This is a genomic window from Micromonospora sp. DT63 (assembly GCF_049841615.1).
Taxonomy (GTDB): Bacteria; Actinomycetota; Actinomycetes; order Mycobacteriales; family Micromonosporaceae; genus Micromonospora.
On sequence record NZ_JBNCKQ010000002.1, the window covers coordinates 125,840 to 146,592 of the forward strand.

The 20,753-nt window shown below is 71.1% G+C and carries 17 protein-coding genes; 8 read left to right on the top strand and 9 right to left on the bottom strand.

Features of this window, described 5'->3' with window-relative positions; genetic code table 11:
• The first annotated feature begins 24 nt into the window (after window positions 1–24).
• Window positions 25–1,155 (top strand): PP2C family protein-serine/threonine phosphatase, encoded by a 1,131-nt coding sequence (locus tag ACLQ27_RS07340; protein WP_357496079.1) that lies wholly within the window; start codon window positions 25–27, stop codon window positions 1,153–1,155.
• 10 nt (window positions 1,156–1,165) lie between these two features.
• Here the strand turns inward: ACLQ27_RS07340 and ACLQ27_RS07345 are convergent, their stop codons facing one another.
• The 8 genes from ACLQ27_RS07345 to ACLQ27_RS07380 all read right to left on the bottom strand — a co-directional run bounded on the left by ACLQ27_RS07345 (window position 1,166) and on the right by ACLQ27_RS07380 (window position 11,535).
• Window positions 1,166–2,650, bottom strand: coding sequence for a sugar transferase (locus ACLQ27_RS07345; protein WP_357496077.1), 1,485 nt, complete (start codon window positions 2,648–2,650; stop codon window positions 1,166–1,168).
• Between the two features lie 213 nt (window positions 2,651–2,863).
• Window positions 2,864–4,618, bottom strand: coding sequence for a substrate-binding domain-containing protein (locus ACLQ27_RS07350; RefSeq protein ID WP_234582072.1), 1,755 nt, complete (start codon window positions 4,616–4,618; stop codon window positions 2,864–2,866).
• Window positions 4,619–4,783: 165 nt separating this feature from the next.
• Window positions 4,784–5,821, bottom strand: a complete 1,038-nt coding sequence (locus tag ACLQ27_RS07355; protein ID WP_234582071.1) for a lactonase family protein — start codon at window positions 5,819–5,821, stop codon at window positions 4,784–4,786.
• A gap of 151 nt (window positions 5,822–5,972) precedes the next feature.
• A complete protein-coding gene (locus ACLQ27_RS07360; protein WP_234582070.1) occupies window positions 5,973–6,575 on the bottom strand; it encodes a GTP-binding protein in 603 nt (200 codons plus the stop codon).
• A complete protein-coding gene (locus ACLQ27_RS07365) occupies window positions 6,556–6,945 on the bottom strand; it encodes a DUF742 domain-containing protein (RefSeq protein WP_234582164.1) in 390 nt (129 codons plus the stop codon). Before ACLQ27_RS07365 ends, ACLQ27_RS07360 begins: the two co-directional genes overlap by 20 nt.
• Window positions 6,935–7,357 (bottom strand): roadblock/LC7 domain-containing protein, encoded by a 423-nt coding sequence (locus ACLQ27_RS07370; protein ID WP_234582163.1) that lies wholly within the window; start codon window positions 7,355–7,357, stop codon window positions 6,935–6,937. The genes ACLQ27_RS07365 and ACLQ27_RS07370 overlap by 11 nt, the downstream gene beginning before the upstream one ends.
• The gene (locus ACLQ27_RS07375) at window positions 7,357–9,801 is read right to left on the bottom strand and encodes a nitrate- and nitrite sensing domain-containing protein (protein WP_425866036.1); all 2,445 of its coding nucleotides are present in this window, start codon (window positions 9,799–9,801) and stop codon (window positions 7,357–7,359) included. The genes ACLQ27_RS07370 and ACLQ27_RS07375 overlap by 1 nt, the downstream gene beginning before the upstream one ends.
• A 243-nt stretch (window positions 9,802–10,044) precedes the next feature.
• On the bottom strand, window positions 10,045–11,535 hold the full coding sequence (locus ACLQ27_RS07380) for a catalase (protein ID WP_357496071.1): 1,491 nt from the start codon (window positions 11,533–11,535) through the stop codon (window positions 10,045–10,047).
• 229 nt (window positions 11,536–11,764) lie between these two features.
• Between ACLQ27_RS07380 and ACLQ27_RS07385 the strand changes: the two genes are divergently transcribed.
• From ACLQ27_RS07385 to ACLQ27_RS07405, 5 genes are all read left to right on the top strand, one after another.
• Window positions 11,765–12,364 carry a hypothetical protein gene (locus tag ACLQ27_RS07385; RefSeq protein WP_234582068.1) on the top strand — a complete coding sequence of 200 codons (600 nt, stop codon included), beginning with the start codon at window positions 11,765–11,767 and terminating at the stop codon, window positions 12,362–12,364.
• Window positions 12,365–12,375: 11 nt separating this feature from the next.
• Window positions 12,376–13,554 carry a hypothetical protein gene (locus ACLQ27_RS07390; protein ID WP_425866038.1) on the top strand — a complete coding sequence of 393 codons (1,179 nt, stop codon included), beginning with the start codon at window positions 12,376–12,378 and terminating at the stop codon, window positions 13,552–13,554.
• A gap of 213 nt (window positions 13,555–13,767) precedes the next feature.
• Window positions 13,768–15,426: a sodium:solute symporter family protein gene (locus tag ACLQ27_RS07395; RefSeq protein ID WP_234582066.1), complete on the top strand. Its 1,659-nt coding sequence runs from the start codon at window positions 13,768–13,770 to the stop codon at window positions 15,424–15,426.
• A gap of 16 nt (window positions 15,427–15,442) precedes the next feature.
• Window positions 15,443–15,751, top strand: a complete 309-nt coding sequence (locus ACLQ27_RS07400; RefSeq protein WP_357496068.1) for a hypothetical protein — start codon at window positions 15,443–15,445, stop codon at window positions 15,749–15,751.
• A 117-nt stretch (window positions 15,752–15,868) separates the two neighbouring features.
• On the top strand, window positions 15,869–16,255 hold the full coding sequence (locus ACLQ27_RS07405) for a hypothetical protein (protein WP_234582064.1): 387 nt from the start codon (window positions 15,869–15,871) through the stop codon (window positions 16,253–16,255).
• 121 nt (window positions 16,256–16,376) lie between these two features.
• Here ACLQ27_RS07405 and ACLQ27_RS07410 read toward each other — a convergent pair whose 3' ends face one another.
• Entirely contained in the window at window positions 16,377–18,182 is a 1,806-nt protein-coding gene (locus ACLQ27_RS07410) for a glycoside hydrolase family 6 protein (protein WP_357575735.1), read from the bottom strand.
• A 585-nt stretch (window positions 18,183–18,767) separates the two neighbouring features.
• On the opposite strand from ACLQ27_RS07410, the gene ACLQ27_RS07415 reads away from it, so the two are divergent.
• Both ACLQ27_RS07415 and ACLQ27_RS07420 read left to right on the top strand, forming a co-directional pair.
• On the top strand, window positions 18,768–20,036 hold the full coding sequence (locus tag ACLQ27_RS07415) for a hypothetical protein (RefSeq protein WP_425866041.1): 1,269 nt from the start codon (window positions 18,768–18,770) through the stop codon (window positions 20,034–20,036).
• A gap of 1 nt (window position 20,037) precedes the next feature.
• Window positions 20,038–20,745 (top strand): class F sortase, encoded by a 708-nt coding sequence (locus ACLQ27_RS07420; RefSeq protein ID WP_234582061.1) that lies wholly within the window; start codon window positions 20,038–20,040, stop codon window positions 20,743–20,745.
• The last annotated feature ends 8 nt before the right edge of the window (window positions 20,746–20,753 follow it).

Sequence of the window (20,753 nt, forward strand, 5' to 3'; positions counted from 1 at the left end):
TCGAGCTTTGATCAAGGAGGCCTGATGAGCGAACCGGTCAATCGGGCACGACGTACCCTGAACGAGACACCCGCCGACCGTCTCGTGGGCGGCATCGGGGGGATCCTCGACGAGGCGTACGGGATCACCGAAGCGGAGTTGTACCAGGTCGACTACCGCCTCTCGGAGCTGCTGCCACTCACCGAGGGTGACTCCCTGCGGGGCGCCGGACACCCCGCCTGGCGTGCCTTCGACCACCAGTCGCCTCTGCTGGTCGACGGCACCGCCTGGGTGCCGGTCAGCATGCGCGGCGAACGGCGGGGCGTCCTGCGCCTGGCGCCGGTGGCCGACGACCCGGCCGTGCTCGGTGAGCTGGCCGACATCGCCACCGCGCTCGCGCACGAGCTGGCGGCCGTCTCCCCCGGCACCGACGTCTACAGCGTCGCGCGGCGCAGCCAGCGGCTCACGCTGGCCGCCGAGATGCAGTGGGACCTGCTCCCCGGCCGCAGCCGGATCCGCCCCTCGTTCAGCCTGGCCGGGCAGCTGGAGCCGGCGTACGCCGTGCGGGGGGACAGCTTCGACTGGTCCGACGACGGGCAGAAGCTCTGGCTCTCCACGGTCAACGGAACCGGTGAGGGCGTCGCGGCTTCCCTGCTCACGTCGCTGGCCACCCACGCGCTGCGCAACGCCCGCCGGGCCGGCCTCGGTCTGGGTGATCAGGCAGCCCTCGCCGACCAGGCCATCTACGACGAGTACCGGGGCAAGCGGCACCTCTCCGTGCTGTTGATGGAGCTGGACCTGCGCTCCGGGACGATGACAGTGGTGGACGCCGGCTCGCCACGGCTCGTCCTGCTGCGGCACGGGGAGGTCACCGAGCAACCGCTGGAGGCGCAGTTCCCGCTCGGCATGTTCGAGGCGACCGACTACCACGAGCAGACGTTCACGCTGGAACGCGGCGACCGGCTCTTCGTGGTCAGCGACGGCGTGGTGGAGGCCACCGGGCAGAGCGTGCGCTACGGCGAGACGGCACTGGACCGGTTCCTGCGCCGGACGGGCCCGATGGAGCCGCTGGACGCCGTACGGTCGCTGATCGGCGACCTGCGCGCGTTCGTGGCCGGCGACCTCGTCGACGACGCCGTGGTGGTCTGCCTGGACTGGACCGGCCCGCAGGAGTGAACGGCGGCGGTCAGTACGCGCCGCGGCTGTTCAGCACCGCGCCGGCGGTCTTCCAGAGGATGGTGAGGTCGGCGGCGAGCGACCAGTTCTCCACGTAGTAGAGATCGAGTCGGATGCCGTCCTCCCAGCTCAGGTCGGACCGGCCGCTGACCTGCCACAGCCCGGTCATGCCGGGCTTGACCAGCAGCCGCCGGGCCACGTCACCGTCGTAGCGGGCGACCTCCGAGGGCAGCGGCGGACGCGGCCCGACCAGGCTCATCTGGCCCAGCAGCACGTTGACCAGCTGCGGCAGCTCGTCGAGCGACCACTTGCGCAGCAGCCGGCCGACCCGGGTCACCCGGGGGTCGTCGCGCATCTTGAACATCAGGCCGTCGGTCTCGTTGCGGGTCGCCAGCTCGGCGAGCAGCGCGTCGGCGTTGACCACCATCGTCCGGAACTTGAACACGCCGAACTCCTGCCCGCCCCGGCCCACCCGGACTTGGCGGAAGAGCACCGGCCCCCGGCTGTCCAGTTTGATGGCCACCGCGATGACCGCGATCAGCGGCAGCAGCAACGCCAACGCCAGCGACGACGCGGACCTGTCGACGAACCCCTTGACCAGCTTGCGGGCACCGCGGAACTCGGGCGCCTCGACGTGGATCAGCGGGAGCCCGGCGACCGGACGGGTGTGGATGCGCGGGCCGGCCACGTCGGTAAGCGCGGGTGCCACGACGAGGTCGACGCCGGTCCCCTCCAACTGCCAACCGAGCCGACGCAGTCGGGCCGCCGTCAGCTCACCGGAGGCGGTCACCGCGACCGTGTCCGCCCCGATCGCGGTGGCGGCCTCCGGGATGCCCCGGAACGAACCCACCACCGGCACGTCACCGAGTCGCTGGGCCACCGGAGCGAGCAGCGCGTCGGGGATGCACGCGCCGACCACCTGATAGCCGGCGTACGGCTCCCGGCGCAGGGTGTGCACCAACTCCAGGACGTGTGCGGTGTCGCCGACCACGAGCACCTTGCGCGACCAGCCGGCGCCCTTCGAGCGGGCCCGGTGCAGGCGTTTGCGCGCGACGAACCGGGTCACCTCCAGCCCGAGGGTGCCGACCGCGAACGAGATGCCGAGGAAACCCCGGGAGACGCCGACGTCGGCGATGTAGCCGGCGATGGCGATCGCGCCGGCCAGCCGCAGGCTCGCCGAGCTGACCCGCCGGTACTCGTCCGCCCCGTAGCCGACGACCCGGTCGTCGTAGCAGCCGAGCGCCTTGAGGGAGATCAGCCAGGCCAGGACCAACCCCGGCGCCACCAGCACGTACGGGATCTTGGAGCCGACCGGCTCCTCGTCCCCGAACCGGCCGACGTACCCGACGAGCAGCGCGATGATGAGGATGGTGGTGTCCAGCACGACCAGGACCCGGACGTAGGACCGTTCGTCGGCGCGGGCCACCAGCCCGTTCGGCGGGCCTTCCGGAGTCGCCGAGGTGCTGGCAGGGGTCAACAGGGTCGCCGCGGTCACCGGCCCTCCCACTCTGCTCAGGACGGCCCCGGCCGACGAGTCGGACCGGAGGCGGACGGACGATGCCGGGACACGTCGACATCCTGCCCTGATAACTATGACTGCCGATTGCTTCCGACGTATTGCCGTCACTTTTCTTCAACCCTGCGGCCATAAAAGGAACCCGCCGCACCGCTGACGCGGTACGGCGGGTTTCTCCTGCTGTGCGGCCGGTCAGCGCGGCGCCGGGGGGCGGCGCGCGATGGCGGTGAGGAAGATGCTGCCGATCTCGTTCGGGTCCTTGGTGACGAACACGTCGCCGCCGGTCACCTTGGTGATCGACTCCAACTCGGTCTTGCTGACGCCCTCGCCGATACCGATCATGATGACCTGCACGGGCCGCTCCGGGTCGGCGATCTGCTTGAGCTTGGCGAGCAGTTGCGCCTGGTTGAGACCGTTGTCGTCCTCGTTCTTGCCGTCGGTGAACAGCACGATCGAGTTGACCCGGCCAGGCTGCCAGTCCTCCTGCACCGCCTGGTACGCGGCCAGCATGGTGTCGTAGAGGCCGGTGTCACCGCTGGACGGCTTGATCGTGGCCAGCGCCCCCTCCAACTGCGTCCGCTGGCCGGAGAGCGGCCCGATCGGGACCAGTTCCCGGTAGTCCCGGTTGCCGACCAACTTCGTGGAGAAGGTCCACAGGCCGATGGACCAGGAGTCGTCGAAGAGGCCCAGGCCGCGGCGGGCCGCGTCCACGGTGACCTCCTCGCGGCTGCGGTTGTTGGCGCTGGGCACCTGGTCCTTCATCGAGCCGGAGACGTCGATGACGGCGAGCATCCGGCCGGACTGGGTGGCGATCGACCAGCTGGAGACGACACGCTGTATCGCGGCCGGGTCCAGGCCGCCCGCCGCGGTGCCGCCGGCCGCCGGGGCGGTCGACGCGCCGCCGGCCGGGCTCGGGGCGCCCTGCGGCGCGTTGAAGCCGGCACCCCAGTTGCCGTCCGGACCGCGCAGCGACTGCGCCGCCAGCCGGTCCCGGAACTTCGGGGCGGTGAGCAGCTCGAACAGCACCTTCGCCGCGGCCGCCTTGGTCGGCTCGATGCCGGGCAGCACCGCGTACGGGTAGTCCAGCGGCATCGGGGCCGGCTCCATGTAGAGCGCGGCGAGCGGCACCGGGGGCTTCTTGCTGTTGTAGGCGATCACGTCTTCTTCGGAGAGCGCCGCCGCTCCGAGCGCGCTCGCGATGGACGTCGGGTCCGTGGCGGTCGGGAAGCGGGCCAGCAGGTCGTTGCGGAGCGAGGAGCGACCCGTGGCCAGCGCCCGCAGCGCGCCGACGGTTTTGCGCTGCGCGTCCCCGCCGGAGCCGCTGGCGGCCGTGGTCAGCGAGAGCAGGCCGGACAGGCCGGCCGCGTCCCGGGTCGGCTCGACGATGCCGGTACGCAGCGGCTTGCTGCTGTTGACCTGCTTGAGCAGATCGGTCCAGGTGAACTTGGCGTTGGGCCACCCCAGCCGCGTGGCCACCGGCTCGGGCATCGCCACGACCACGGGGCTGCGCGCGATGGAGGCGCCGTTGGTCGGCGCGAACGCGGTGGCGTCCTTCTTCAGACGCAGCAGCCAGGTCGACGAGTCCGGCACCCAGACGTCCGGGGTGACGGCCGTTCCGCTGGCCTGACCGACGCCGGCCAGCACGGCACCGTGCTTCGCGGCCACCACGGCGGCCACGTCGACCGGGTCGGACGCCGAGACGTCCACCCGGATGCAGGTGGGGCCGACCGCGGCGCCGTCCTTGACCCACTGGGACGCGGCGGCGTCCACCGCGGGCGCCAGCTCGGAGGCGACCGCGACGGCGAGTCGAATCTCTCCTGAACAGCTGGGCTGGATCAGCTCCTTATAGCCGAACCAGACGCCGGTGGTGACGACGAGAACCGTCGCCGTCGCGGCGGCGGCTGCTAGATGGAGTTTCGAACGCATGCGATGGCGGCCTGCTGACACGCTGACCATCTTGCGTATTAGGTGCCGTCTCTGCCACATCCGTTCGGACTAAAGTTACGCAGGAGAAACAGTTGATCACTTTTTAGCAACAGAGTGTGACGAGATGGCCCCACGCCGTTGCCAAACCGGTTTCTCTCTCACGTCCGGTCCCGCCGCCCGACCGACTCACGGCAGCACGCAGGTCGGGCTCGCCACCGCGACGGGCTCGCCGACCGGTGCCGGGATGCCGGTGCTCGCGTCCCGCCGGAAGGCCCGCACCATGTCCGCCCGCTCGTCGGCGACGTACAGGTGCTCGCCGATGAGGGCGAAGTGCCGCGGCCACTCACCGCCGGTGTCCACTTCGGCCACCAGCTCGGGCAGCTCACCGGCCAGGTCGAAGACGGCGATGGTGCCGACCCCGCGGTTGGCGACGTAGAGGAAACGGCCGTCCGGGTCGACCGCGACCTCCGACGGCTGGACGTGGCCCGCCCGCTCACTCGCCTCGACCCGGCCACGCTGGTGCAGCGCCCCGTCGTCGGTCAACTCGTACGCGGTGACCGAGGCGTCCAGCTCGCCGACCAGATAGCAGCGCCGGCCGTCGGGATGGCGGGCCAGGTGCCGGGGCCCGGTGCCGGGCGCCGTCCGCATCCGCGGACCGCGCGGGACCAGCCGCCCGCTCGCCCCGTCCAGGTCGTACCGGTAGACCGAGTCGGTGCCGAGATCCACCGCCAGCAGCGGCCCTCGACCCCGGCCCGGGGAGACCATGTGGGCGTGCGCCCGGTCCTGGCGTTCCGGGTCGGGGCCGTGCCCCTCGTGCACCACCAGATCGGTGCGCTCGCCGGGAACGCCCTGCGCGTCGAGCGGGAAGACCGCGACGCTGCCGCCGCCGTAGTTGGCCGCCGCCAAATGGTCACCGTCGGGCAGCACCGCCAGGTGACAGGGCTCGGCGCCGCCGGTCGAGAAGCTGCCGAGCGCGTCCAGCGCGCCGTCCGGACCGACCTGCCAGGCGCTGATCGCCCCGTCGGTCAGCTCGTTGACCGCGTAGAGCACCGGACGGGTGGGGTGCCGCACGAGGAACGACGGCGACGGCGTGACCGCCACCGTGCCGAGGGAGGTCAGCACCCCGGTTGCCGGGTCCCGGTGAGCGGCGACGATGCCGCTGCCCCGCCCTCCGCTCTGCGCGGTGTAACCCCCGATGTGGACGATCCCGCCCTGACCAGTCACGCTGCACCCCTTTGCCGGCATCCTGGAGTAGATCCAACCAGAGCTGCCCACGGAGCCGACCCGCTAACCGGCTTTCCGGGGACCGGATCGGCCCGCCGATCCCGCGTCGGCGGGCCGGTGCCAGGTCGCCCGCCCGCACGGCGGGGTCGGGTCAGGCGGCCGGCACCGGCTCACCGCGCTGCCGGGCGACGTGCTCGACCAGGGAGATCAACACCAGCTTGCCGGACTGCCGGTCCCGGGCGTCGCAGAGCACCATCGGCACGTCCGGATCCAGGTCGAGCGCCCGGCGTACGGTCTCCAGCTCGAACCGACGGGTGTCCTCGAAGCAGTTCACGCCCACCACGAACGGGATGCCACGCTGCTCGAAGTAGTCGATCGAGGGGAAGCAGTCGGCCAGCCGCCGCGTGTCGGCGAGCACCACCGCGCCGAGGGCGCCGAAGGCCAGCTCGTCCCAGAGGAACCAGAACCGGTCCTGGCCGGGGGTGCCGAACAGGTACACCTGAAGGTCGTCGTTGATGGTGATCCGGCCGAAGTCCATCGCCACCGTGGTGGTCGACTTGCCCTCCACCCCGGAGATGTCGTCGGTGCCGACGCCGGCGTCGGTCAGCACCTCCTCGGTCTGCAACGGTCGAACCTCGCTCAACGCGCTCACCAGCGTCGTCTTGCCGGCACCGAAGCCCCCGGCGATGAGGATCTTCAGTGCCAGCGGGACGGTGACCGAGGTGCCCGCCTGGTCATAGCGCACGGAGTCCACTGACCACCGCCTTGAGGATGTCGTCGTCGGGAAGGTCGCTGCCGGCCGGCGGCTCGTGCACCGCGACCAGCCCCTGAGCGAGGAGGTCACCGAGCAGCACCCGGATCACCCCGACCGCGAGGTCCAGCTCGGCCGCCAGCTCGGCCACCGACACCGGACGCCCGGCCAACGTGACCAGCCGCCGGTGCTCCGGCGGCAGCTGCGGGTGGGCCGCCAGGTCGAGGTCCGAGGCGGCCAGCACGAACGCGACCAGGTCGAACCCGTCGACCGCCGAGCGCACCCGGCCGCCGGTGAGCGTGTACGGGCGGACCACCGGGCCCGCGTCGCCGTCCAGCCACTCGTGCTGGGGGCCGGGCGGCTCAGCCCGCATCACCGGCATCCGTCGATCCTCGGGCGGCGGCGGTGAGGTTCTCCCCCACGCGGATGACGAGCATCGCCATCTCGTACGCGACCAGGCCGATGTCCGCGTCGGCGTCGCTCACCACGGCCAGGCAGGCACCCTGCCCGGCGGCGGTGACGAAGAGGTACGCCGACTCCATCTCGACCACCGTCTGCCGGACCGGACCGCCGTCCACGTGCCGGCTCGCGCCCCGGGCCAGGCTGGAGAACCCGGCGGCGAGCGCGCAGAGGTGCTCGGCGTCGGAGCGCTCCAGCTCGGCCGAGGCGCCGAGCAGCAGCCCGTCGGCGGAGAGCACCACCGCCTCGCGGGCGGCCGGCACCCGTTGCACCAACTCGTCGAGCAACCAGTCGAGGCTGGCGCTCTGCTTCGTCGTCTGCCGCACTAGGCGTCCCTCTCAGTCGCGGTCGGAGGTTCGGAGGCCGTCGGAGGCGCCGGTGTCGGGCCTGCCGCAGCCGGGGTCGCATCCGCGCGGTTCGCCGGAGCGGTGGTGCCGGGCGCACCGCCCCGAGCGGTCGAGCCCGGGGCGACGACTGTGGCCCGGCCGCGTGCGGTGCCGGCCTGGAGGGCCGCCATGACCCGGCGTACCTCCTCCGGCGAACGTGGCGACGGCGCGTCGGCGACGGTGGACCGGGGCAGGGCGGTGGGGGTACGCCGGCGCACCCGGCGGGGCAGCCCCTCCAGGTCGTCAGCCGTCCCGTCGGAGGACGACCCGCCGTCGGCGCCAGGGACGTCGGCGCTGGCGCCCGATCCGTCGGCGGACGGGCGGTCGGGCGTCGGGCCGGTGGGAAGGGCCAGGGTGGGCAGGTCGTCGGTGGCGGTCGCGGCCACGGCCGTGCTGCCACGGCCGGCGCGGGGCCGGGGCACCGCGCCTCGGCGCACCGGTCGGGCCAGCCGCCGGTCGCCCGCCGTGGCGGGCAGCGTGGCGGGGTCGGGGCCGGCCGGCGGCTCGGTGGTGATCAGGTCGGCGGGGACCAGCACCACGGCGGTGACGCCGCTCGCCGCGGAGGACCGCAGCTGTACGCGGACAGCGTGCCGGGCCGCCAGCCGGGCCACCACGAACAGGCCGAGTCGGGCACTCTGCGCCGGGTCGAACTCGGGCGAGCTGGCCAGCCGGGTGTTGGCGCTCTCCAACGCGGCAGCGGACATTCCCAGCCCCTGGTCGGTGACCTCCAGGACGTACCCGTTGGCGACCTGCTCCCCGCTGATGGTCACCCGGGTGTCCGGCGGTGAGAAGGCGGTGGCGTTCTCGACCAGCTCGGCGAGCAGGTGGATGATGTCGCCGACCGCCCGACCCAGCACGCCGACCGGCTGCACGGTGGTGATGTCCACCCGGTCGTACGCCTCGACCTCGCTGATCGCGCCGCGGACCAGGTCGACCATCGCGACCGGGTTGCGCCACCCTCGGCCCGGCGCGGAGCCGGCGAGAATGACCAGGTCCTCGGCGTGCCGGCGGAGTCGGGTGGCCAGGTGGTCCACCTGGAACAGTTCGGCGAGCTCGTCCGGGTCCTCGGCGCGACGTTCCATCCGGTCCAGCAGGTGCAGCTGCCGGTGCACCAGGCCCTGGCTGCGTCGGGCGATGTTGAGGAACACCTCGTTGAGCCCCCGGCGCAGGGTGACCTCGTCCACGGCGGCCTGGACGGCGGTGCGCTGCACCTCGGTGAAGGCCCGCCCGACCTCGCCGATCTCGTCGTTGCCGTACTTCAGGGGTGGCGCCTCCCGGGCGACGTCGACCTGCTCGCCGCGGCGCAGTCGGGTCACCACGTCCGGCAGTCGGTGCTCGGCCAGCTCCAGGGCGGCGGTACGGACCCCGCTGAGTCGCCGGACCAGCGTGCGGCCGACCCGCAGCGACACCAGCACCGAGACCACCACGGCGGCGAGTCCGAGCACACCGGCGGCGGCCAGCCGGACCAGGATCCAGACGGCCATCGGCACCGAACGGTCGGTGAGCGCGTCGGCCTCGGACAGTTCGAAGTCACGCAACTGCTGCTGTACGGCGTCGTGGCTGGTCTGCCACGACGCCGCGTCCACAGGTGGCCGCCCGGACCGGTTGGCCCCGATCAACGCGTCCTGCATCGCGCGCAGGCTGGTGAACTCCGGGCTCTCGGTCAGTCGCTGGTACGCGGTGCGCCCGGCCTCGGGCAGGTCGGCCACTGCGCTCTCGGTGAGCCACCGCTGGTTGCCGATGGCCTGCACGAGCAGGGCGTGCTCCCCCTCGGCGAACGTGCCGGCGGTCAGCACGCCGGCCAGCATGGCGTCGGTCTGGCCGAGCAGCTCCCGGGAACGGCCCAGCGAGGTGAGGGCCAGCGCCTGTCGGTTGATTGCCGGATCGCTCAGATTCGCCATCGCGGAGAACGCCTGGAAGGCTGCCGTGACCATGCCGCTGTAGAGGCCGAGAGCCCCGGCGCGGTCCATCATGCCGTCGTCGATGAAGTCGCGTCCGGTCGGCAACGCCGCCAGCGCGGTGACCAGCCGGTCGACCCGGTCCTCCAACAGCTCGTCGGCGGCGTCGCGCAACGCCTCCCCGTCGACCCGGCGGCGCAGCTCGGCGATCGCCCGATCCGTACGCTGGCGCTGCTCGGCCAGGGCGGGCAGCTCGGTGGTGCCGGCGAGCTGCACCACCGACAGTCGACGCTCGCGTTGCAGCTCGGTGACGACCGCCTCGCCGGGACGGCCCAGGTCGTACAGGAGGGTGCGCGCGGAGAGCAGGTTGAGGGCGGGGCCGAACGTCAACGTCGTCGCGAAGATCCACAGCGCGAGGAGCGCGGTCACCGGAGCGACGACCAACGCGGTCAGCTTCGAGCGGATCGGCCAGTCGCGGGTTCTCATCAGACCTCGCCCGTCAAGGGGTGGCAGGAGGGGCGCCGGCACCGCCGGGCAACGCGCTCGCCGGTCGCGCACCCGGTCGTCAGGCCGGGCACCGGCGCGGGCGCCTTGGGCAGGATACGTAATCGCGCCCGGTTGCACTACCGCCCGTCGCACCGACATCGACGCTGCGGAACGCGCCTGCCTCCCGGTACGACGAGCGCCCCACCGGTGACCGGTGGGGCGCTCGTGCCGGCGCGGTACGGATCAGACGTTGTCGGCGAGGCCGAGCCCTTCGGCGACGCGGCGGCCGTAGCTGGCGTCGCACTGGCTGAAGTGCCAGACCATCTTCTCCTGGATGTGCTTGTCACACTGGGCCAGCAGCGTGGTCAGGTTGTGCACCAGGTCGTCGCGCTCGGCGTCGGTCATCTCGCGGAAGCGGCGGCCGGCCTGCGCGTAGTTGTTCTGCCGCTCGATCGGGGCCTTCATGACGTGCCCGGAGACGAAGGGCCGGTACTCCCGGTAGGACTCGTCGGCCTCCTGGAGACCGGCCACCGAGGACGGCTCGAAGTTGATGTGCGGGTTGCCGCCGCGGTCGTCCACCCCGTACGACATCTGACCGCCGCCCTGGTTGGTGTTGACCTGGACGTCCTCGCGCGGCCGGTTCACCGGGAGTTGCAGGTAGTTCGGGCCGACCCGGTAGCGCTGGGTGTCCGAGTAGGAGAACGTCCGCCCGACGAGCATCTTGTCGTCGGAGAAATCGATCCCGTCGACGAGCACGCCGGTGCCGAAGGCGATCTGCTCGTTCTCGTTGTGGTGGTCGGTGATGTTGCGGTTGAGCGTCATCATGCCGACCGGCAGGTAGGGGAACTGCTCCTCCGGCCAGATCTTGGTGTCGTCGAGCGGGTCGAAGTCCAGCTCGGGGTGCTCGTCGTCGCTCATGATCTGCACGTTGAGCTCCCACTGCGGGTACTCACCGCGCTCGATCGCCTCGTACAGGTCCTTCGAGGCGTGGCCCAGCTCGGTGGCCTGGATGGCGTCCGCCTCGGCCTGGGTCAGGTTGTGCTCGCCCTGCTGGGTCAGCCAGTGGAACTTGACCAGCACGCCCTCGCCCTGCGCGTTCACGAGGCGGTAGGTGTTCACGCCGGACCCGCGCATGGTGCGGTAGTTGCGCGGAATGCCGTACGGGGAGAAGAGCCAGGTCAGCATGTGCATCGACTCGGGCGTGTTGGACATGAAGTCGAAGATGCGGTTCGGCTCCTGTCGGAAGGTCACCGGATCGGGCTTCAGCGAGTGGATCACGTCGGGGAACTTGATCGCGTCGCGGATGAAGAAGACCTGCAGGTTGTTGCCGACCAGGTCCCAGTTGCCGTCCTGGGTGCGGAACTTCACCGCGAAGCCGCGCGGGTCGCGGGCGGCCTCGGAGGAGTCCCGGCCGCCGATGACCGTGGAGAAGCGGATGGTGACCGGGGTCTTCGCGCCCCTGGTCTGGAACAGCTTGGCCCGGGTGTACGTGGCGGCCGGCTTGTCGCCGATCGTCCCGTACGCCTCGAACTCGCCGTGCGCGACGAAGCCGCGCGCGTGCACCACCCGCTCCGGGATGCGCTCCCGGTCGAAGTGGCTGATCTTCTCCAGGAAGTGGTAGTTCTCCAGCGTGGCAGGCCCGCGTGAGCCGACCGTCCGCTGCTGCTGGTTGTTGTGCACGGGGTGACCCTGGCGGGTGGTGAGGGTCGGCCTGTCGGCCTGCGGGTCGCTCATCGGTCTCCTCCGGATGCGTGGTGCGGCGTGCCTGACCGGTCCCGGGTCGGTCGGGCGGGTCGCTCGCGGGCGTACGGCGGGCACCACCCACCCAAGCGCGTTATCTGGAATGAGTCAAGTTTTTGCGCCGAAATGTGGCGACCCCGGCCGAGACCAGCGAGGAAAGTGCCTCGGATCGGGATTGGCGATCAGTACGCGGAGGGAATACCAGAGGACGAAGGAGGAGCCCATGTCGCCCACGCAGATAATCGTCATCGTGCTCGTCGTGCTGGTGATCGTCGCGGCGATCGCCGTGGCCGTCAGGACGGTCGGCCGTCGCCGCGCGCTGCGCAGCCGGTTCGGGCCGGAGTACGACCGGGTGGTGCAGGAGCAGGACAGCCGGTCCGCCGCGGAGCGCGAGCTGCGCGACCGGGAACGCCGGCACTCCGAGCTCACGCTCACCCCGCTCAGCCCGGAGTCGCGGGCCCGTTACGCCGCCGCCTGGGAAGAGCTCCAGATCCGCTTCATCGACTCGCCGGGCGAGACCGTGGGTGACGCCGACGAACTGGTCACCCGGCTCATCGAGGAGCAGGGCTATCCGACCGGGGACTTCTCCGACCAGATCGCCCACCTCTCCGTCGAGCACGCCCGCACGCTGACCAACTACCGGGACGCGCACGAGATCCACCTCCGCAACTCGCGGGGCGAGGCGAGCACCGAGGAGCTGCGCCAGGCGGTCGTGCACTACCGGGCCCTCTTCGCCGACCTGCTCGGCGAGGAGCCGGTCGGTCAGCGCACGCCCGAACAGGGTTCCCACCCGGACACTCCGCACGACGCCACGAGCCGCTGAGGAGGCCACCGATGCGCCACGAAGAGCAGCAGGTGAGCAACGACCATCCGGAGGCCGTCCGGTCCGCACCGGTGCCGGTGCCGCCGACCGACGACCGGGCCGCCCGCTCGGACGTACCCGAGGACGCCCTGGACGACCGGGGCACCTTCGACGATCCGACCACCGACCACGACCGGGCCACCGACCACGACCCGACCACCGACGCCGACCCGGCCGACGAGCACGAGCGGGCCAACGGCACCGACCCGGGAGCCTTCCGGGACCGGACCGACGACGACCGGACCGACGACGACCTGACCGACGACCGGACCGCCGACGACCGGACCGACGAGTGGGCCGACGACCAGCGGGCCGAGGACACCGACCGCCGGAGCCGGCCCGACGACGAGGGTGGCTTCCACGAGCCGGGGCCGCTGCCGACCGCCTTCGGCGCCACCACGGTGGCCGACGCGGTGGCGGCGTCCGCACTGGCGAGCCCCTACCCGCAGGACCAGCCGGACCCGCGGGCCGAGCGAACCGCCCAACCGGGCGACGGCGCCGAGGACGGCGAGCGGGAGGGTCTGCGCGCCGACCCCACCGCCGAGCTGCACCGCCGCGACGGCGTCCCGGAGACCGACCTGGACGCCGCAGCGACGACCGACGAGGACGCCGACCTGGACGCCGAGGGCCGGCGCTCGGACACCGACACCTCCACCCGCACCGTCGTCGCGGCCGACAGCACGGACGGTGCGGCCGAGCGGCGCGGCGACCTGACCGACTGGGCCGGCGATCCCGACGCGGCGGGCGCGGCCGGCTACGGCAGCGCGTCTCCCGAGATGGTGGACCCGGACGCCGACGCCGAACCGGTCACCGCCGTGGCGGCCGGCGGCTCCCTGGAATCCGCCGGGACGTCGCGGCCCGCCGGCTCGACAGTCGCCGCCGAACCGGCCACGCTCCTCGACGGGGACACCGCGCAGGGATTCCGGGACCGCTGGCGGGACGTGCAGCTGCGTTTCGTCGACGATCCGCACGCCGCCGCCGGCGAGGCTCAGGCCCTGGTGGAGGAGGCCATCCAGGCTCTCGCCTCGGCACTGGCCGCGCAGAAGAACACCCTCGGCGGGTGGCAGGACGCCGGCTCGGCGGACACCGAGCAGCTGCGGATGGCCGTCCGCAACTACCGGGACTTCCTGGACCGCGTACTGGGTCGCTGAGGCGACTCGATCGAAAAGGGGCGCCCCGGCCGGCCGGCCGGGGCGCCCCTTTCGCGTCCTGGGGGCGCTGCGCGCGCCCCACCCGTCGAAGGGCGAGCCGCCCGAGCGGGCGAGAAAGCACCGGAGCGGACGCGCAGGCGTGAAACCTCGCGTAGTGGGTAATAGGGCGCGCGCATCAAATCCGGTGCCAACGTCGGGACGAGGGGTGACGGGATGGACGGCGGCGGTCTGCGGCTCAACATGAACGGGCTGGACTACCTGATTCTTGCGCTGTACTTCGTCACCGTCCTCGGAGTGGGCTTCGCCGCCCGGCGGGCGATCCGGACCAGCGTCGACTTCTTCCTCTCCGGTCGTTCCCTGCCGGCCTGGGTGACCGGCCTCGCGTTCGTCTCCGCGAACCTGGGCGCGCTGGAGATCATCGGTATGGCGGCGAACGGCGCCCAGTACGGCGTCATGACGGTCCACTACTACTGGATCGGCGCCGTGCCGGCGATGGTCTTCCTGGGCATCGTGATGATGCCCTTCTACTACGGGTCCAAGGTCCGCAGCGTGCCCGAGTACCTGCGGCTGCGCTTCAACCGACCGACCCACCTGCTGAACGCGCTCAGCTTCGCCGTCGCCCAGGTGCTGATCGCCGGGGTGAACCTCTACGCGCTGGCCCTGGTCATGCAGGCGCTGCTCGGCTGGCCGCTCTGGACGGCGATCGTGGTCGGCGCGGCGATCGTGCTCGCGTACATCACCATCGGCGGCCTGTCCGGGGCGATCTACAACGAGGTGCTCCAGTTCTTCGTCATCCTGGCGGGCCTCATCCCGGTCACCGTGATCGGCCTGGTCAAGGTCGGCGGAGTGAGCGGGCTGATGGACGCGGTCCGCGACTCGAAGCTCGGCGAGGCGGGTCTGCACGCATGGCAGGACACCGCCAGCACCGACAACCCGCTCGGCGCGCAGTGGATCGGCATCGTGTTCGGCCTCGGTTTCGTGCTCTCGTTCGGCTACTGGACGACGAACTTCGCCGAGGTGCAGCGCGCGCTGTCGGCGAAGAACATGAGCGCCGCCCGGCGTACGCCGATCATCGCCGCGTACCCGAAGCTGTTCATTCCCCTGGTCACGATCATCCCCGGCCTGGTGGCCCTCGTGACGGTGAAGGGGCTCGGCGCGGACAGCGGTGACCTGCAGTACAACAACGCGATTCCGCTGCTCATGCGGGACCTGCTGCCCAACGGCGTGCTCGGGGTGGCGGTCACCGGCCTGCTCGCGTCGTTCATGGCCGGCATGGCGGCCAACGTGAGCGGCTTCAACACCGTCTTCACCTACGACATCTGGCAGGCGTACGTGCGCCGCGGCCGGTCCGACGAGTACTACCTGCGCATCGGTCGGTGGGCGACTGTCGGCGCCGTGGTGATCGGCATCGGGACGGCGTTCATCGCGTCCGGGTTCAGCAACATCATGAACTACATCCAGGCGCTCTTCTCGCTGTTCAACGCGCCGTTGTTCGCCACGTTCATCATCGGCATGTTCTGGAAGCGGATGAGCGCGCTTGCCGGTTTCTGGTCGCTGCTGCTCGGCACGCTGGCGTCGCTGGCGACCTACCTGCTCTACAAGGGCGGCGTGATCGACTTCAACTCCGACCTGGAGGAGAGCTTCTGGGGCGCCGGCATCGCGTTCGTCACCGTGGCGGTGGTCGCCGCGATCCTCACCCCGCTCACGGCGGCCAAGCGCGACGAGGAGCTGCGCGGGCTGGTCTACGGCATGGGCGGCGTCGACCTGAAGGGCGACGTGCTCGCCGGGGACGCCGTCTGGTACCGCTCCCCCGTGCTGCTGGGCGTGATCGCGGTCGCGCTCGCCGCCCTCTTCTACATCCCGGTCTTCTAGGAAAGGAGTCGGCCAGATGAGCAACGACGGCCAGCCGGCGCAGGACCCGTTGATCGACGAGACGCAGGCCGAGGAGCGCCGCTCCGCCGCCGCCCGACTGTTCGACATTCGTCGGGTGATCGGTGGCCTCTTCGTGGCGTACGGGATCATCGTGACGCTGATCGGCGTCTTCGACAGCCGGGCCGAGATCGACAAGGCCGAGGGTGTCCGCATCAACCTGTGGGCCGGGCTCGTGATGCTCGCGTTCGGCCTGCTCATGCTGCTCTGGCAGTGGCTGCGCCCGGCGGAGGCGCCGTCCCCGAACGAGCAGCAGCCCGACAGCTGACCTCGTGCCCGCCGCGCCGGCGCCGTCCACACGGACGGCGCCGGCGTCGCGCATGGGCTTCCCCGCACCGGGTACGCGAGGGGGGATCAGGCACCGTGTCGGACACAGGAGGGCACCATGACCGATCGCGACCGCCGACCCCCGCTGGAGGAGAGCCCGGAAACGGCAGCTGCCGTGGACGACGACAGCACCGTCGGGCAGCTGCGGACCGGAGGCGGGCCCGACCGTGACACGCCGACCTTCACCGAGCCCCGCGACCGGCCGGAGGACCTCGCTCCGGACATCGACGACCTCATCGGCGATCCGTACGCCGCCGGCACCGGCGCCACCGGAACGGGCACCGGCGCGGGCGGCGACAACATCCGTACCGGGGCCGAGCAGCCCTGGGAACCGGAGGACCTGGTGATGGCCCGCGGGCAGGACCTCACCCCGGAGAACCTGGAGAAGGCCCGTCGCGACCTGGCCGAACACGGGCGCGCGGCGATCGAGCGCACCGTGCCCTGACGTGGGCGGACAAGGGGGTCCCCGGCCCGACCGTACTGGTCGGACCGGGGACCCCGGGGAAACCTGCCGCCGGCAGTGCCTCACCTACTGCCGGCAGCGGGTTGGCGCGTGAGCTACCCGATCAGAGAGCCGGGTACGCGTTCTGCATCAGCTCCCGGAACTGGGCGGAGAACCACGCACCGGAGATCGGCGCGTTCGGCAGGGCACCGGTCGGGTTGTTGCCGTTGCGGGCGTTGCCGCCGTACGTCGGGTCGCACATCCGGTCGAAGCCCTTGCCCTCGTTGTTCGGGATCTCCGAGCTGGAGCCGTCCGACTCACCCGGGGGCTTCACCCAGACGTAGGCGTCGATACCGGTCGCCGGGTTGGCCCGGGGTCGCTCGCCGAGACCGGCACCGGCCTGGTTGCACCAGTTGCCGGCGTGGGCCCGACGGTCGATCCGGCCACCGTTGACGTACGTGTCCACGCTGGTGGTCGCGCCCGGTCCGGTGGGCCGGTTGGCACCGCCCCAGCCGTTGCGGGACGTGTCGATCAGCATGCCGATGTTGGAGTTGAAGCCGACCGAGATCAGCTTGGTACGGAACGCCTGGGCGAAGGACAGCTCGTCGACGTAGAAGTTCCAGTCGACCCACTTGGACTGCCGCACCGTCTGGCCGTTCACGTTGTCGGTGACCTTGAAGTACGGCTCCGTGAGCGCCGAGTAGTTGGCGGTGTTGGTGATGAAGCCGTGCACGTTGTTGACAGTGCTGCCGGAGGCGACAGCGGCGGTCTTCAGGATGTCGGCGGTCGGGCCGAAGTTGCTGTCCCAACCGAGCCAGCCGTGGTGCCCGGCGTCGATGTAGTTGTAGACGTTGCCGATCGCGCCCAGCTTGGCGAGGGCGTAGCCGACACCGTTCACGTACGCGCCGTTGGCCTTGACCGTGTCACACATGACCGTGCCGCCGGCCTGGCCGGACGTGTTGGTCACCAGGTTCGGCAGCGAGTCGATCTCGATGACGTTGATGATCCGGATGTTCCGGTACTTCGAGTCGCTCTGGATCGCGGCGATCGGGTCGATGTACTCGGCCTTGTACCGGGGCAGTTCGTTCGGGCCCAGCTCACCGTTGGAGGCGAGCGCCGAGCAGTCCCGGCCGGGCAGGTTGTAGATCACGAACTGGATGTAGCCGGCGCCCTGACGCAGCGCCTCGTCCAGGTGCTCCCGCACCCCGAACGCGCCGTTCGAGCTGCTGTTCGGAGTGCCGTTGATGGCGGCGATCCGGTCCAGCCAGACGGCGGTGGGGTTGTTCGAGACCCGGCTTCCGCCCGGCTCGGCGTCCGCCTTGGCCTTCCACTCCGGGTTCACGTATCCGCGCACACCGGCGTACGGGTTGTCGACCTTGGTCCCGGGGGGCGGGGTGGTCGGCGGCGGCGTCGTGGGCGGAGGGGTCGTGGGCGGAGGCGTGGTGGGCGGGGGCGTGGTCGGCGGGGGCGTGGTGGGCGGCGGGGTGGTCGGGTTACCGGTGCCACCGTTGCAGACCACACCGTTCAGGGTGAACGAGGTCGGCTTCGGGTTGCTGCCGCTCCACGCGCCGTTGAACCCGAGGGTCGTCGAGGCGCCGGTCGCCAGCGTGCCGTTGTAGGACATGCTGCGGGCGGTGACCTGGCTGCCGGACTGGGTGAACTCCGCCGACCAGCCCTGCTGCACCCGCTGGCTCGAGTTGGGGAAGGTCCAGCCGAGCGTCCAACCGTTGACCGGGTCGCCGAGGTTCTTGATGGTGATGTTGGCGGTGAAGCCGCCCTGCCAGTCATTGGTCGTGTACGCGATGTCGCACTGCGTCGCGGCCTGCGCCGCGGTGACCGGGATCGTCACCAGCCCGCCGGCGACCAGAACGCCCGCGCCGGCGAGCGCGAGGGTCCGGCGTGGGCCGGACAGCCTTCTCCACACATTCATGCCACTGATCTCCTTGGGCGAGACCGGGCGCGCGTTCGGCCCGGCGAGACGGCCCGGTGGGCGTCCTGCACGGACGGCCTCCGGCGCCACGGGATTCATTGGGGGTGCCCGACCCGGACGGGCGGTGGTGGTGGTGATTGGCCGGCGCGAGGCCGACCGTTCGGCGGCCGGTTGTCGCCCGGCGAACCGGATGCCCTCGACGACCTGCCTGCGCGGTGTGGCTCCCCGAACCGCGTGCGCCGATTCTTGCATGGGAGCGCTTCCATGGCAATGGCTCGATGCGCGGCCTGCCCTCAACTCGGACGATACCCCCGAGCAGCGCGAGCGGCACCTGTCGCCTCTTACCGGGATGACCACTGCGGGTCGCGCACTGGGGGGCGGTAACAGCGCGGGCCGCACGCAAGGCCGCGCGGGTCCCGAGACGGCACTGCGAGCCGGGAAAGCCGCGTAGCACTCCTTAGCCGCTTACCACCAGCAAAGGTCAAAACGCGAATCTTTCACTTCATAAGTCATGAAACGGTCTAACGTCGGTCTTAGCTCGGTTGTCGCCGAGCTCAGGACAACAGGGATGGAGTGACGCAGGTCATGGCTAAGAAGATGCTCGGGAAGGTCGTTGCGGGCGCCGCGCTCGGCGGCGCGTCGCTCCTGGTGTTCGCGCCGGGGATCGCGTTCGCCGACGGGCACCACGACGATGACGGCAAGGTCTACGCCAAGCCGCACGTCGTGAAGGCCGGCGACGAGGTCAAGCTCCTCGAGATCTGCCCGGATCGGCAGGAGCACGCGTACGTGTGGTCCAAGGTCACCGGCAAGGTCAAGCTCAAGCCGGCGCGGGAAGACCGGGGCGAGGACCGCGGCGAGTGGAGCGAGGAGGAGGACTCCTACGACCACGACGACAAGGGCAAGGACGAACAGGGCAAGGACGAGCACGGTAAGGACGAACAGGGCAAGGACGAACAGGGCAAGGACGAGCACGGCAAGGACGAGCACGGCAAGGACGAGCACGGCAAGGACGACAAGGGCAAGGACGACAAGGGCAAGGACGAGCAGGGCAAGGGCCACGAGGGCAAGGACGAGAACGGCAAGGGCGAGAACGGCGACGACGAGTCGCAGCCGCCCGCCGACGACGCCCAGCCTGGTGGCCAGGGCGGCGGCGCTGCCGCCGACGCCTACGGCGACGAGGACAGCAAGGACTGGAAGGGCGAGGAGCACGGCCAGGACGCGGACGACAGCCGCGACCAGAAGGACTGGGACTCCAAGGACGAGGGCAAGAAGGACTGGGAGTCCAAGGACGAAGGCAAGAAGGACTGGGAGTCCAAGGACGAAGACAAGAAGGACTGGGAGTCCAAGGACGAAGACAAGAAGGACTGGGAGTCCAAGGACGAAGACAAGAAGGACTGGGACTCCAAGGGCCACGAGTACGGCTCCGACGACGAGTACGGCTCCGACAAGGAGTACGGCTCGGACAAGGAGTACGGCTCGGACAAGGGCTGGGAGTCCAAGGGTCACGAGTACGGCTCCGACGACGAGTACGGCTCGGACAAGGAGTACGGCTCGGACGAGTACGGCGACCACGGCAAGGGCGAGAACGGCCGGGAGCACGAGCGCGAGTTCGTGTACTACGGCGAGGCCAAGGTCGACAAGGACGCCAAGCCGGGCCGCTACGAGCTCAAGGGCTCGTGCGGCGAGGGCGAACTGGTCGTGCTGCCCCACGGTGGGGTCGACGGTGGTGACGGTGGCGTCAGCGCCGGCACCGACCGTGGCCTGGCCACCGGTGGCGCGAGCCTGCTCGGCGCTGCCGCGCTGGGCGGGATCGTTCTGATGCGTCGTCGGCGGACCGATGGTTCCCTCGTCTGACGTGACGGCGACACGGGCCGGCGGCCGTCACGGGAGACCGTGGCGTGCCGCCGGCGCGGCCGTCGTCGTCACCCTGGCCATGATCGGCGCCGGCATGATCGGCGCCTCGTTGCAGACCGGGCCCGCTCCCCGCCCTCCGCAGCCGCAAGCCCAGGCCGGCCCCGAGGTCCCCGGGCCGACGGCCACCGGGGACGACGCCACGAATCCGGGCGACGGCGAGCACGCCGCGCAGGGCGACGTTCCCGTCGGGCTGGACCGGGCCGCCCCGACCACCATCGAGATCCCCCGCATCGGCGTCAACGCGACGATCATGTCGCTCGGCACCAACCCCGACGGCACCGTCCAGGTCCCCCCGTTGGAGCAGGCCGACCAGGCTGGCTGGTACGAGCCGGGCGCGAGCCCCGGTGAGACCGGCAACGCGGTAATCGTCGGGCACGTGGATTCGGCGAAGCTCGGCCCGGCCGTGTTCTTCAACCTCGGCTCTCTCGTGCCCGGCGACACGATCACGGTGCAGCGGGCGGACGGCCAGCCGGCGACGTTCCGGGTCGACTCGGTGAAGTCGTACCCGAAGACGTCCTTCCCCACCGAACTGGTGTACGGACCGAACGACCGGCCGGGCCTGCGGGTGGTCACCTGCGGCGGCCAGTTCGACGAGGCGGTGCGCAGCTACCGGGACAACGTGGTCGTCTTCGCCACCCTGGCGGCGTGAGGCGGACG